General features: G+C 35.6%; 13 protein-coding genes and 1 pseudogene. 7 read left to right on the top strand and 7 right to left on the bottom strand.

What is annotated here, in order from left to right; translation table 11 throughout:
• Positions 1 to 253 precede the first annotated feature (253 nt).
• The 3 genes from UtA1_RS04585 (at position 254) to UtA1_RS04575 (ending at position 3,227) form a co-directional block, all read left to right on the top strand.
• Positions 254 to 742: a DUF2269 family protein gene (locus UtA1_RS04585; protein ID WP_232019903.1), complete on the top strand. Its 489-nt coding sequence runs from the start codon at positions 254 to 256 to the stop codon at positions 740 to 742.
• Positions 743 to 1,086: 344 nt separating this feature from the next.
• Positions 1,087 to 1,983 carry an Rpn family recombination-promoting nuclease/putative transposase gene (locus UtA1_RS04580; protein ID WP_016838793.1) on the top strand — a complete coding sequence of 299 codons (897 nt, stop codon included), beginning with the start codon at positions 1,087 to 1,089 and terminating at the stop codon, positions 1,981 to 1,983.
• A gap of 347 nt (positions 1,984 to 2,330) precedes the next feature.
• Positions 2,331 to 3,227, top strand: coding sequence for a DMT family transporter (locus UtA1_RS04575; protein WP_096550186.1), 897 nt, complete (start codon positions 2,331 to 2,333; stop codon positions 3,225 to 3,227).
• An 85-nt stretch (positions 3,228 to 3,312) separates the two neighbouring features.
• On the opposite strand, the gene UtA1_RS04570 is transcribed toward UtA1_RS04575, so the two are convergent.
• The gene (locus UtA1_RS04570) at positions 3,313 to 3,885 is read right to left on the bottom strand and encodes a methyltransferase family protein (RefSeq protein WP_197722744.1); all 573 of its coding nucleotides are present in this window, start codon (positions 3,883 to 3,885) and stop codon (positions 3,313 to 3,315) included.
• Positions 3,886 to 4,091: 206 nt separating this feature from the next.
• On the bottom strand, positions 4,092 to 4,277 hold the full coding sequence (locus UtA1_RS17625) for a hypothetical protein (RefSeq protein ID WP_232019902.1): 186 nt from the start codon (positions 4,275 to 4,277) through the stop codon (positions 4,092 to 4,094).
• A gap of 508 nt (positions 4,278 to 4,785) precedes the next feature.
• Between UtA1_RS17625 and UtA1_RS04560 the strand changes: the two genes are divergently transcribed.
• Complete coding sequence (locus UtA1_RS04560; RefSeq protein WP_096550185.1) at positions 4,786 to 5,313, top strand: DUF2179 domain-containing protein; 528 nt, start codon at positions 4,786 to 4,788, stop codon at positions 5,311 to 5,313.
• A gap of 134 nt (positions 5,314 to 5,447) precedes the next feature.
• Here the strand turns inward: UtA1_RS04560 and UtA1_RS04555 are convergent, their stop codons facing one another.
• Both UtA1_RS04555 and UtA1_RS04550 read right to left on the bottom strand, forming a co-directional pair.
• Positions 5,448 to 6,302 carry a fructosamine kinase family protein gene (locus UtA1_RS04555; RefSeq protein ID WP_331855330.1) on the bottom strand — a complete coding sequence of 285 codons (855 nt, stop codon included), beginning with the start codon at positions 6,300 to 6,302 and terminating at the stop codon, positions 5,448 to 5,450.
• A gap of 200 nt (positions 6,303 to 6,502) precedes the next feature.
• Positions 6,503 to 7,617: pseudogene (locus tag UtA1_RS04550) on the bottom strand (IS4 family transposase).
• A gap of 1,131 nt (positions 7,618 to 8,748) precedes the next feature.
• On the opposite strand from UtA1_RS04550, the gene UtA1_RS17005 reads away from it, so the two are divergent.
• Together UtA1_RS17005 and UtA1_RS04540 are read left to right on the top strand one after the other, a co-directional pair.
• Positions 8,749 to 9,438 carry a sensor histidine kinase gene (locus tag UtA1_RS17005; RefSeq protein WP_172597827.1) on the top strand — a complete coding sequence of 230 codons (690 nt, stop codon included), beginning with the start codon at positions 8,749 to 8,751 and terminating at the stop codon, positions 9,436 to 9,438.
• A 15-nt stretch (positions 9,439 to 9,453) separates the two neighbouring features.
• A complete protein-coding gene (locus tag UtA1_RS04540; protein ID WP_096550182.1) occupies positions 9,454 to 10,212 on the top strand; it encodes a LytR/AlgR family response regulator transcription factor in 759 nt (252 codons plus the stop codon).
• 125 nt (positions 10,213 to 10,337) lie between these two features.
• Here UtA1_RS04540 and UtA1_RS04535 read toward each other — a convergent pair whose 3' ends face one another.
• Both UtA1_RS04535 and UtA1_RS04530 read right to left on the bottom strand, forming a co-directional pair.
• Positions 10,338 to 10,934 (bottom strand): nitroreductase family protein, encoded by a 597-nt coding sequence (locus tag UtA1_RS04535; RefSeq protein WP_096550181.1) that lies wholly within the window; start codon positions 10,932 to 10,934, stop codon positions 10,338 to 10,340.
• A gap of 148 nt (positions 10,935 to 11,082) precedes the next feature.
• On the bottom strand, positions 11,083 to 11,610 hold the full coding sequence (locus UtA1_RS04530) for an amidase domain-containing protein (RefSeq protein ID WP_232019935.1): 528 nt from the start codon (positions 11,608 to 11,610) through the stop codon (positions 11,083 to 11,085).
• A gap of 220 nt (positions 11,611 to 11,830) precedes the next feature.
• On the opposite strand from UtA1_RS04530, the gene UtA1_RS04525 reads away from it, so the two are divergent.
• Positions 11,831 to 12,859, top strand: a complete 1,029-nt coding sequence (locus tag UtA1_RS04525; protein ID WP_096550179.1) for a DUF2804 domain-containing protein — start codon at positions 11,831 to 11,833, stop codon at positions 12,857 to 12,859.
• A 213-nt stretch (positions 12,860 to 13,072) separates the two neighbouring features.
• Here UtA1_RS04525 and UtA1_RS04520 read toward each other — a convergent pair whose 3' ends face one another.
• Entirely contained in the window at positions 13,073 to 13,963 is an 891-nt protein-coding gene (locus tag UtA1_RS04520) for a DMT family transporter (RefSeq protein WP_096550178.1), read from the bottom strand.
• Positions 13,964 to 13,982 lie beyond the last annotated feature (19 nt).

The following is a 13,982-nucleotide window of genomic DNA, read 5'->3' as shown; positions in this document are numbered from 1 at the left end:
AATGAAAATGTAATGGACAGATAGTAAACAACAAAATGAATTTATTTAACAGAATGTATAAGTTCATTGATTGATAGAGTCATGACTCCACTCTTTCAATACGGCTTGCGTAAGACCATAGATGTAGAGAAAAATACACCTGCCGCTCATTAAAAGCTTATTATGTTCCTACTATAATCATTCTTGTGTTAATAATCATTCATCCATTAAGCAACTCGGAGGTTTAATAATAGAAAAAAATGGGTCAAAAGTCATGAAGTGGTTAAAGATCATCCATGTGTTTCTAGTAGTAGTCTTTTTCGGAGGCATTTTAAGTTCGATTGTATTAAATTTACATATTGATTTCACAAAATATGATGAATCCTATCTCGGCTATAATAATATGATTATCCTTAGCGATTATATCGTTCGATTGGGTGCTGTAGGGACTTTATTAATCGGATTTGTTTACGGTTTTTTCACCAATTGGGGATTTTTTAAGCATCGATGGGTTGGCGTTAAATTTGTTCTATATATCATCCAAACAATCGTCGGTATTTTTATTGTTGACGAATTAATGGTGAGAAATATGGAAATGTTGGAAGAGCAAAGAGAAATGGCAATCAGCAATCCAACTTTCATTCAAAACCATAAGGTCATGCAATCTGCAGTGTTCTTCCAAATCACCGTAACCATTTTCATCTTCGTTATTTCGTACTTAAAACCTTGGCGGAAGAAAAAAGTTCAAGCGAAACAAAGTTAAAACTACAAAAAAGCGTGGCCGTTGAAACCGCGCTTTTTTATTTTATACTGTGGAAACATCCATATCATTACAATGGATGTAGCTTTAAAATAAAAGGCAACCCCCTCACTTGTTCTTTCGTAACGACTGCACCAAAGTACATCAACCTCTCAAAGAAAGCTTGAAATTTACATTCCCATTTCGACTTATATCCATTTACGGTTTCATCCTGTAAACCTAAATTAACTAAAACTTCCAAAGGACATCTGGATTTATTTATATCTGCCGCCGACCGCTGTCATAGCACCAATCATTAAACGATAAAGTAGTGTAAGAGAATTCCTGATTCCTACGAGGTGATGAGTTTGAGCAACTATAAAAAAGCAGCTCTTCAAAAATTGATGGATTTGAAAATTGATGTTGCCTTCCAAAAGGTGATTGGCTGGGAACAGCATCATAACGTGACGCTCACTTTTTTAAATGAGATCCTGAACCGAGAGCCGAGACAAAAGATTCAACGCATCACCGTTCCATCCAATTACTTTTATGAAGAAAATATACTAGCACCCGTCCATTTTATCGGTATTACAAAAGACAGCAAAAAACTGCATATATTAATTAACTTTTTTAATCGTTTCGATATTGTAAAACGCTCTCTTTATTACGCAACGAAAGCCTATGCAGAACAAAGTGAAAACGACTTGCAACCTGTTATTTTCATCAACCTTTTAAGCTATGAATTATTCAATCAAACCGAAAACTTTCATGCGGTTTATCTTTTGCAAGAGCAACATACTGGCACTCCCCTCCCCGATGTATTCGAATTGCATTTCATCGAATATCCAAAAATAATACGGGATTTTGAAGCGAAAAAAATCGATCCTTGGAACGACGCAAAGGCAAGATGGCTTTTACTGCTCGCAATCGTTGACCATCGCAATGGAAATGTATATAACGACATTTATAAAGAGTTAGATCTAATCTCTTTAAGGGATGACCACATTCGAGCAGCGTTGAATCGTTGGAAAGAGTTAAGCCAGTCAAAAGATGAAATGGAAGTCTATGAGGAACGCTTGAAGCAAACACTTGAAGAGGAGGTGGAAGTGCGGGAAGCAAAACGTCGTGAAGATGAAGCCTTTGAAAAAGGAGCAAAAAAGCTGCAAATGGAAATTGCAAAAAAAATGCTTGCTGAACAAATGGATATCCAATCCATTTCAAAAATCACTGGGCTATCTCTAAAGGAGATTCAAGAATTAAGGTAGTTATATTCTTCAAAGCATGCGTGTTGTTCTGTTGAAATAAACTATTGTCGATGATGGGGTTATTTATTTGGACTGATGTGTTCTAAAGGCGTTCGTTTTTGCAACGCTTTTTATTTTGCTTTCGTTCGCTAATCTGCCCTCTACAATTTACCAAATATCTATAGAAACGTAGAAACCATACTATTTTATCCCCCTCTGTTCATATTTCTCAATGTCTACTAGTTGACTAATACGAATATGTAATGATAGTCTATCTCTTGATTTTAATTTATCGAATATTAATAATCTTCTAAATTTATATCCTATTATTGCTTAATGATAAATCAATCTATGGGGAGGGATTTTAAATGAACAAATGGCTTTTTAGCATGTTAGTCATCTTAACAACCTTTTTAATGGGTTCATCTTTTGCTATCGGTAAGATTGGCCTTTCATATACAACACCGCTTTTATTAGTCGGCATACGTTTTTCTTTAGCAGGAGTGATTATGGCCATCGCTGTTCGATTATTAAGAATCCCTCATCCTAAAGCCTTTTTCCAATGGATCAAAATCGCTGTCATCGGTTCCTTTCAAACAGCTGGCGTTATGTCATGTATCTTTCTCAGCTTAAGGACAATTTCAGCGGGGCAATCTTCCATATTAACATTTATGAACCCACTTTTAGTCGTTATCTTTGGAACGATTTTTATGAAATTATCGTATAGCCTACGCCAATGGACAGGTGTGATATTAGGTTTTATTGGAGTATTCATAACCCTTGGGGCGAAGTTAAGTTTTGAAATCGGGTCGATCCTCGCATTTCTATCTGCAGTTTCATGGGCAATTGGCACATTGCTCATAAAAAAATGGGGAAATGAATTTAATACATGGGTATTGACGGCCTACCAAATGTTATTTGGCGGCATCATATTGTTAATGGGAAGTCTGATTTTAGAAAATCCCTACTTCCGAATAAATGGCACATCCATTTCTATCGTATTGTGGCTCGCCATTATGGCATCCATCGTCCAATTTGCAGGCTGGTTTTATTTGCTTCAAAAAGGCGATCCCGGCAAAACAAGCGCCTTTTTGTTCTTGGCACCATTTTTCGGGGTTCTTTCTGGATGGTTAATATTAGATGAAACGATTAATTGGTATGTGACCATCGGAGGTCTTTGCATATTTACTGGAATCTTCTTAGTGAACTGGACTAGCAGCAGGAAGATGGAGGCTGGCTCGTTGGAAACTTCATTAAATAAATAAAAATATTTCTTTTTCATGCCAAATAAAATCAATGGGCATTGCAGTTTCATTTACTTTCTGTTATGCCCCTCTATCATTCTTTTAATCAGCCAATCTTATAAATATCTCCGAACTGTTTTACAGTATTCTTCATATTTTTCCCATATATTTTTCTCAAAGATGCCTCTTCTAACTTCACTTGCCGATTAAAAAGCCATCCTCCAGCTAAGTCGTACAATAATTTTATCCAGTTTGGCATGATGAAAAATATCCCTGCTAATACCATTCCAAAAGATGTATAAATGGGATTGCGGCTAATCGCAAAAGCCCCTTTTGTGATGAGTTCACCAGGCTTTTCTTCATCAATCCCGATCCTGAAACTTTTCCCGAATGAAATTAAACTCCACAAGAATAACATTATTCCCAATGTACATAAAACGACACCAACCCAACTGACAATCCCGTTATAAAACAGCCTTGAGCCTAATTTCGGAAAACCGAACACTTCGGCGAAAATGAGATAGAAATACAATAATGCAAAAGGCGGAATCAAGAAATCCTTCTTATCCAGCTCTCCGAATCGAAACACTATGATTCCCTTTTTCCCAATCATTTTCGCACGAATAATGACCAATATAATCAATGAAAGCAATGTTAAAATTGCAAAATATCCTTGCACCGCAGCCCCACCTTTTTTATCCCATGGCTACAAAAACCTGATACTCACCTATTTCATTTCTTCCACTTTAAACCTTCACACTGTTTTTAATTTTTCCGGCGCCGTTTTTCTCGGATCTGAAATATAGATTTCTTTATGTTTTTTTCTTCCCGCTTTAAGTTATTTTCTGCACAATACGGTTCCATCCGTTCGAAAGTTCCCATTCATCATCGACTGCCGATATGCATTCCTTGTACACATAACCCTTCCGAAATCGTTTCAAATTGAACTTGGTTGACATCCAAATCCGGCTTTTTCTTCTTCACCGTATCCCGCGCATATTGAAACAATTCTTCCGTTACAAAATCCGGTTGCCGAATCATTAATTTATACACGAGATGATTTTTATCCAAATAATCTAATCTTTCGTTCTCCCCTCTTCATCCAAATCCCAATGCCCTTCCAATGGAAACACGGTATATTCATAATACCCTTCCGGCGTAATCCCCTTTTTCGGCATCATTCGAATCGCATAGGATAAAGCATAAAGAATTTCGATATGTTCTTGAAATGGTTTCCGTTCGGATTTCCCTTGCCATCAATCGTAAAAAATTTCATTGGTGGCACATGAATAGTGGTTGGTTGCGTGCCGGGCAAGTAAAGTCTTTTAAATGTTTTCTCCATTCAAATTTACTCATTTATTATCACTCTCTTCTTACAAAACATTTTATCTTCTGTTAATATCAATATTATTAGCGGAAACGGATTAAAATCATTCACTGAAGAAACACTTTCACTCAAATTATTGACACAATCAGGAAATTCTTTGCATTTTAGCTACAATGGATATAAGAATCTTAGACAATACCTAGTTATGAGTACAATACTAAAATCGATAATCGCTAAAGAAAGGGATCAAGGATGACAAATATTCTCCTCATCTTAGTTTTACAGTTGATTTATGTTCCGTTGCTTACATTGCGCACAATCTTTTTAGTCAAAAACTTAACGTTCCTAGCAGCAATGATTGGAACGTTAGAAATGCTCATTTACGTCTTTGGGCTTTCCCTCGTATTCAGCGGGGATCAAAGTTTTCTTGCAATGATTGTATATGCAGTCGGCTTTGGATTAGGTATCTTTTTAGGAACGAAAATTGAAAATAAATTAGCGATTGGTTACGTGTATGTAACCATCAATACTCAAACGAAAAACCATGAATTAATCAATACACTCCGCTCCAACGGTTTTGCTGTTACAACCTACGTTGGTGAAGGACGAGACAGCGAACGTTACAAATATGAGATTTTAGCAAAACGAAATCGTGAGAAAGAGCTCTTTGAACTCGTTAACTCCATCGAGCCAAAAGCATTCATTATTTCCTATGAACCGAAATCCTTTAAAGGCGGTTTCCTTGTTGATCGAATGAAAAAACATCAAAATCATTCATAACAAATTCATTTTGAGACAGCGAAGATTGCGGAATCTTGTCTCGACAACCGCAGAAGCAAAGAGTAAAAGATTATTGGACAAGTGGGGGTGTCTGGAAAGTTATACGACTTTCTAGACACCCCTATAATATGCTTTTATCCTACATATCGGCGTAATATGCGATCCACCGATGGACCATATGATTCCCCAAACATATTTAAATGCACTAATAAATAATAGAGTTGATACAATTCTTTGCGCTCTTCATATTCTGGTGAAAGCGGGAATACCGATTGATATGCCTCGTAAAATCGTCGAGAAAAACCACCGAATAATTCCGTAAAAGCAAGTTCCATTTCATGATCTCCGAATAGGATTGCAGGGTCAATTAAATACGGAACCCCTTCCGGACCCGTCATCCAATTACCTCCCCACAAATCCCCATGCAATAAGCAAGACTTTGGTGTTCTCGGAATCCACTCATCTAATCTCTCCATCAGTTTTACAAGCCTTTTTTCGCGTGTCTGTCCCATTGTACCTGAAGCTTTTCCCCGCTTCCATTGGCCAACTAAACGCACGTCCCGATAATATTCTACCCAATCATCCATCAATCGATTTTGTTGCGGCAACTTTCCAATATAACTTTCCCCTTCTAAACCATATCCTTTTGCATCGGCAAGGTGAAGTGCTGCTAGACGTTCTCCTAATAGCGCATCCGTTTCATAAGTCTTTTTCCCTTCAATCCACTCTAGCCAAAGCATGGGAATGCCTTCTATTTCTAAGCAACTTAATACATTTGGTACATTGATTGTACCGGTCCCCTGAATCATTTTCAGCCCGCGCTCTTCAAATTGGAAAAAGCCGATATTCATTTGTTGATTCAGCTTTACAAAATATTCATGTTGATTTGTTAGCACATAATATGCTTTATTAATATCGCCGCCGGATACTGGATGAATTTCTTGAATTTTTTCGTGGGGTGAAATCGTTTGTAATCCTTTTTTTATCATCGTAATCAATTTGACCACCCTTATCATTGTTCTATTGATTAATACTATCCTCATCATTAGCATTGCATAAATATAGTTAGAATTTTCTGTTAATTAATTTTTGTGAATTTGTGCCAAAAAGACAAAACCTAAAGAAAGGTGGCACTGCCCATTTGGTAAATATATACAGTTAAACCAGAGCGACAACGACAAAAGGGAGATTATGGACTGGCTCGCCCATCAAATTTTCGCAACCAAACATAAGCTGGTTTCCACAGAGCTCTCTTTAACCAACGAGTAATTCGAAGTAGAGATTTCTTACTTTTCATCTCCAATTGAATGAGAACATGTAAGCAATACGTGATAAGGGCTAAGAAAATTTGATTTTGAATAGCTGTTTCACTCATTCCATAAAAGTGCTTAATTTCTACGTGTTGCTTGAGCCATTTGAAAAAGAGTTCAATAGCCCAGCGAGATCGGTAAATATCACTTATCTCTTCTGGTTTTAAATCAAATCGGTTGGTGATGAAACGAAGTAAGTTCCCTTTTGTGTCCATAACTTCTAGTAGACGAAAGACATTTTCAGTACGATTTTGTGTGGTACCAATGTAGACCATTTTATCGGATAGAACGTGACAATCATCAGGAAGTGAAAATGTATAGACTTCACGAATGACTGCGTTTTTCTTCAGTCTTGAAACGAAGAAATAGCCATCATCTGTCATCCGATCAAAACGTTCATAGTCCACATAACCGCGGTCAAACACATACATGGCTTCTTTATCATCCACTAGGACTTCGAGTTGATTTCGGTCATGTTCTTTTGCTGTCGTAATCACTGCTTTTTCAGGATAGACGGTGTCTTTATCCATGAAAACGAGCCGTAAGTGTAGCTTTACACCAGCTTTTGTTTTACGGAATTTTGCCCATTTATAATTGGTCAAATTCAACGGGAGTGTACTTGAATCAATGATTTTCAGTGGCATATTCTTTCCGGTTTTATAATGGTACCGTTGAATTTTCCAAACAAGATCCAAGAACAAATTTGCAAGAATTAGTGGGTTGATCTGATTGTTTTTCGGGATAGCTGAGAGGCACTTATCGATTCAAATCCGAGTGCTTTTTGAAGATCTTCGTCTACAAGTGCATCACTCATTTCCTCTAAGCTCTTAAATTCGAGCAGCTGGGCTACCAATAAAAGTTTAATATAGGCTTCTGTTGTCAGCTTTTTTGTGTAATAGTCCTGTTTCAATTCTTTGACTTGTTCGCTAAGTTTTTGAATATTTATGGGTGAAACCCATTTACCAAATGATGAAATTAGTGTATTCTTGTCCATAACGTTTATCCTTTACGATTGGATTTGGACAGGAACCACCTGTACTTCCATTGTAAAGGATTTTTTTGTTTCGAAATCAATAAAAAATTGAACATTCTTAGTATTTTGAATCATCAGATTTAATTAGTGCAATGCTAGTGTATCCTCATATAAAAATAATAAATCAAAATTACTACGGTTTCTTTTCTAATGTTCTTTTTTAAGATACAAACAATATAGTCAAGTCTTTCACCCATATAAAATTATCTTTTCTGAAATAATAATCATAGTTCTTTTTCACTACTTTTTTTGGGATTGTTTATATTTTCCTTCCTTATTATTCCAATATAGATAAACTCTATAATCTCGTTGATTTTCAACTGATTATCAATAACGTTAATGAGGTTAAATAGAACGATTATGAGTTTTCTTATGAATATCTTTTTATATTTGTTATCATTATGATAGTATATTTATCCCATAAAAATTGAAAAATTATGAAATTATAAAATTCCGAAAATAAATATTTTGATAGATACTCTAGGAAATTTACTTTTTCCTTTAGAGAGGAAGATTCATATTATCCAATATAGTTTAGGGCTGATTGGGACTCTATACACGATTATTGCCCTTCATTATACGTTAAACATTAGTTTTTCATTAAAAAATGTATTTTATATCATGCTTTTTATTGTGCTTCCCTCCCTCATCTCATATTATTTTTTTCCTGTTTGGGTTTGGATTTTTATATCATTCATTACGATTTGTGTTGTATTTTTCTATATTACGAGAACAACTAAAGCTCTCTATCATGTGTTATTACTAATTATTGGACAAATGATTTCATACTCTCTAACGAAAATTTTCATGTTGCCAATTGTGTTAAACGCTTTCGCTTGGCTAGAGCATGTTTTTATGATTCTATTAAATGTAATCTTTGTATATATTTTCTTCAAGCGATTAAATAAAGGAATTGAATTTACTAATTTCACTATGAATATGCAATTATTTATTTTTTTTATTTTATGTTCCTCATTCATAGTGTTTCTGATAAACATTTTTTTTAGCACATTAGTGATAGATAGTTTTTGGATATATGTTTATTTTTTTACACAATTTTTGTATCTCGTTATTCTATTGACAGTGCTGTATTTGTTGCAACGTCAATTCCACAAAAATCAGCATTTAAAGATGGAAATGGTGAAACAGAATCAGTTGTCAAATTATATTGTTGCTCTTGAAACAATTAATGAAGATATGAAGCATTTTCGCCATGATTATGCTAATATCCTCTTTACACTGCAAACATTTATCGAAACAGAAGACATACAAGGATTAAAACATTATTTCCAATCTCGAATCTTAAAAGTAGAACAGCAAACACTCCTAACCAACAAAGCATTTTGCCAAATTAAAAACTTAAAACTCATGGAGTTAAAGGGGTTAATCGCTTCAAAACTGCTCGTTGCTGAACAATTAGGGATAAATGTTCATCTAGAAATTCCGGAAGAGGTCCATACAGCTCCCGCTGATATGATTGACTTATCACGAATCATTGGAATCTTAATTGATAACGCAATTGAAGCAAGTGAAAAAGCATCTACTAAACAAATTCAAATCGGATTCATTCAAACTCCTTCATCAATGTTAATTGTCATAAAAAATACTTTTGATGAAATGCCGGATATGAATCTATTATTTAAAGGATATTATTCTACAAAAGGGGAAGGACGCGGAATCGGACTTGTCAATGTAAGAAAACTATTGCATAAATACCCGAATGCAACTATGAATACTCGCATCGAAAATGGATGGTTTATCCAAGAATTAGAATTTCGTTAGACGGAGGTGCCGAGTGTGAATATTGTAATTTGTGAAGATAACTATGAACATCTACAATTTATTCAATCTCAAATTTTAAAATATTCAACTTTTCATGAACCTAGTATAGAAATTGTATTATCTACAGGGCAGGCCGAGGATGTATTAAGTTTTATTGAAGAGCAACGAGGGGATTGTTATTTTCTCGACATTGAGCTAAATAATGAAAAGGTGAAGGGTTTAGAGTTAGCTGCTGCAATACGCAAAAAAGATCCATTGACCAACATTATTTTTATTACACAACACGCAGATCAACTTCAACTTACTTTTTCGTATAAAATCGCTGCATTGGACTTTATCGTAAAAGATAGCCCCACTCTACTATCAAAACAAATTATCGATGCTTTAAAAGTGGCCTTCGAGCGTTATAAACAACTGGGTGAATCGAAGGAAGAACCCATTTTCCAAATTAAAATAAGAGAAAAAATTAAAAATATTTTATTGGACGATATTTACTATTTTGAAACATCCCATATCATTCATAAAATCATGCTCTATGAAAAAAATGGCTGTTATGAGTATTATGGGAAACTAAAAGAAATTGAGAAAATTGATGACCGCTTTTTCCGATGCCACAAAAGTTACGTCATCAATTTACAGCATGTAAAAGAAATAAATAAAAAAGATCGCATTGTCATTATGACAAATGGCGGTATATGCCAAGTTTCTCATCGCAATTTGCGTCTTCTGCAAAGACGGTTAGATGAATTTTTATGCAATTGTTTAGAAAAATAGAAAACCGAAGCTTGACCCACTTAACCTTAAGTCGTCAGGGTGATTAAAAAATCAGCGCCTCCGAATTGTTTTGCTTGCATTAACCAAATCGGAGGCGCATTTTTTTCGTATTTTAATCATTGCATCTATTCTTCTTTATGCTCTTCTTCGTTCTCACCAAAAATTGTCACAATCTCGTCAGATTTTTTACGTTCTTTTCTTTTTGGCAGTTCATCAAAATAACCAAATTGCACCATGCCTACAATTCGTTCTCCAGGCTTTACTCCTAGTTCTTTACGAAAATCTGGTTTATCTAAAAATTCCGGCGTTTTCCAACAAGATCCAATGCCGTAATCCCATGCTAGAAGCATCATATTTTGAATGAGTGCACATGCTGCTGCAAAGTCTTCTAATCGTTCCTTTTGGCGAGGGTCTTCTGGAACAATCACAAACACATAGCCACCTGGTGTTGTGAATTTTTGCATGCGTTTTTCTACTTCTTCCTCCGACAGCGTTCTCCAATCCGGAATCGTTGTATTGCGCAGTAAATCATGAAGTTGGAACAGTTCTTTACCACATGCCACGACAAGTCGCCAAGGTTCACGGTTTTGATGATTTGGCGCCCAAACGGCATCATCTATAATTTGCAATAAATCCGCTCGATCTACAGGCTGTCCGTTGAATTTTTTAATCGATCGTCTTCCGATAATGGCTTCTCTTACCGTTAACGCTTGTTCATTCATTCGTTCATTACTCTCCTTAAAAATATAGGTTGAACTTTATTACGTTTATCTCCAAACAACCTTATCACAAAACTTGTTGAATTTAAATATCCATTATTAGAGCCTCTATTCTTTATTATATAACACACTTCCTATTCGGTCGAAAACGTTAATAGAATATATCATCTATTTTAAAGAAATAATATTGTATATTTGGCGTATAGGCATATGAATTGGAATAATCATAGTGTCGGTCCGCACTAGGTCCTGTATGGGCATGAACGTAAGGAACACCATCAATCACGCTTGTCACAATAGTGCTATGATCGATGACTCCATTCCCTTGAAAGTCATAAAAAATTACATCTCCAGGTTCTAATTCGGAAGGAGTATAAACACGCTTAGCCGTTAACCCTGCTTTAGAACTCTCCAAATACCATCTTAAACTATGAGCAACCGCCCAACTATAACTCCATGTTTCATTTGGATAATAGTATTCTCTCGCTCCAACTTTCCAGCCATCCGTAATCCACCAACCCTTGTTTCGATTCGGATAACCTGACATCGGAGCTCCTCCTGCACGCAGCGCTTGTGATACAAAATTTGTACAATCCACTGTAAAAATAGGATAATTTGGATTAAACGAATCCCACCAAGTTCTTGCATAATCGACAGCTGCTTGCCGATTGTAATAAATTGCTATTTGCTTACCTCCTTTTTTCCATCATCTTATGAATAAATCGCTGTTTTCTGAACTTCCTACATATTGTTCTAATCAAGAAAAAATTGTAAAATTCTGATACAATATTATTTATGAATATCTATGTATCCACATTATTTTCATGGTAAATTTTTGAAATTTCATCATATATTTATTAGGGAATTCTTTTGAATTATGGATTGAGAGGATGTTGACATTGGTGCAGCATGCTGAAAGAGAAATTTTTGAGTGGACTAGTTTATGCGATAAAAAGGGAAATTTAAATCCTGCTGCTATTGGTTATGCAAGAAAACCAATTATCGAATGTAATTTATCTGGACATTTTATGCGAAAGAAGAAATGGAATTATTGGTGTTGTTACGGAGAAGATGTATTATTTTCTGTTACGATCTGTCATTTTGATTACGCTGTTTCTTGCTTTATTTACTTTCTAGAATATGAAACTCAACGTTTCTTTGAAAAAACCGTTACTATTCCATTAGGCGTTGTAAAAAAATTAAAAATGCCAACTCATGTACTTGAACCAATTCGATTTACAAACAGCGAAATCAATGTCAATATCTCTTATTTTCAAAATCAAACATTGCTAGCGGTCAGTTGCGATAACTTTGATAACGAACCCCTAAACGTTAATTTGAAGATATTGCATCCTGTTGACGATGAATCGTTGAATGTCGTCGTACCTTGGAACCGCCACACTTTTCAATTTACCGCCAAGCATCACATTCTGCCTACGAAAGGATTTATCAAACTTGGAAATAAGCGATATGAATTTTATGAGGAAGAGTGCTTTAGCGTATTGGACTTCGGAAGGGGTGTATGGCCACGGGAAGTGATATGGAATTGGGCAAATGCTTCCCAGCGCCTACGCAATAAGCGAGTGGGATTAAATTTTGGAGGCAAGTGGACGGACGGTACAGGCATGACGGAAAACGCCGTATTCGTGGATGGAAAAATGACAAAAATCCACGAAGACGTCATTTTTGAATATGATCGCTCTAACTTCAAAAAACCTTGGTACATTACGACAAAGTTTACCGACTCCATTATGCTCACATTCCATCCATTTTTTGAAAGGGTAGCAAAAACGGATTTAAAGCTTGTGCAATCGGAAGTACATCACCTAGTTGGCTATTATAACGGCAAAGTTAAATTGGAAGATGGAAGCACTCTCATTATTCAACAAATGTTAGGCTGTATTGAGGAACATGTTGCTAAATGGTAACTTCTGTTAGTAGAAAAAGCTCTGTAAATTACAGAGCTTTTTTGCGTAGTTACAGGACATTTATCATAAATGATGAATAGTTTCTTTTGAATAATGAATTCATAATTTTTACAAACATGAATGGTATATACTTCGAGATTGTTAAGCTCTTCTTCCGTTAAAGAGAGAATAGGAGAGCTTTTCGTTTCCTCCCATTCCCTCTTTAATGCTCTCTTACAATTTCACCAATTTTCCCCTACTAGTAACTTTTTTCGGTTGAAACCATTCCCCCAACGCAGCTCCACCTAAAATTAACGCTGCGCCAATCATTTGGCGGAAGCTTAACTGCTCAGCTAAAAACAAAGCTGAAAAAACTAATGCTGAAAGTGGATCTAAATAACCGAGAATTGACACGGATTGAACGGGCAAATGACCGATGGAAGAAAAGTAGAAATAACACCCGATTCCCGAGTTAACAATACCTAATATAAGGATTGGCAGCCAATTTCCTTCAACTACATTTACAACTAATCCTTGTTTAAACATCATAAAAATAGCAACCGTTATAAAGCTAACGACTAATTGGCAAGTAGCGTTTTCCAAACCTTTTATCGTTACAGCCTTTTTATTAAAAATCACTATCATTGCATACATGATGGCTGAAAGCAGCCCGAAAATCAGCCCCCTAGAGATTTCACCTTGCAAAAAAGCTTCCTTGTTTACAAAAAGCATCCCTAAAATCACAGCTATAAATCCAAGCATTTTCGCCATCGTCATTTTTTCTTTAAAAAGTAGTGGCGATAGAATCATGACCATAATTGGACCGCAATAGTAAGCAAGGGTCGCAATGCTTACACCTATTTGTTTATATGCTTCAAATAAAAACAACCAACTTGCCCCCATCGCCACACCGGAAATCACTAAATACAAAAAGTGCAATTTATTTTTCCAAAACTGTACTTTCTGTTTCGTCAGCACAAAAATCAATATAAGCAATAAACTTCCGATGAGCGTTCGCAAATAAACGATTTCAACACTGCTCAATAAAATGTAACTTGCGACAATTCCATTCGACCCAAAGAGCAGCAAAGCAAAAATATATTTAATGTATGAGGCCGATTTCATGTTTTTCCTCCTATTTTAA

Source organism: Ureibacillus thermosphaericus (genome assembly GCF_002370195.2).
Classification (GTDB): domain Bacteria; phylum Bacillota; class Bacilli; order Bacillales_A; family Planococcaceae; genus Ureibacillus; species Ureibacillus thermosphaericus.
The sequence above is the reverse complement of the archived record's forward strand: the minus strand, read 5'-3'. Positions and strand labels throughout refer to the sequence as shown.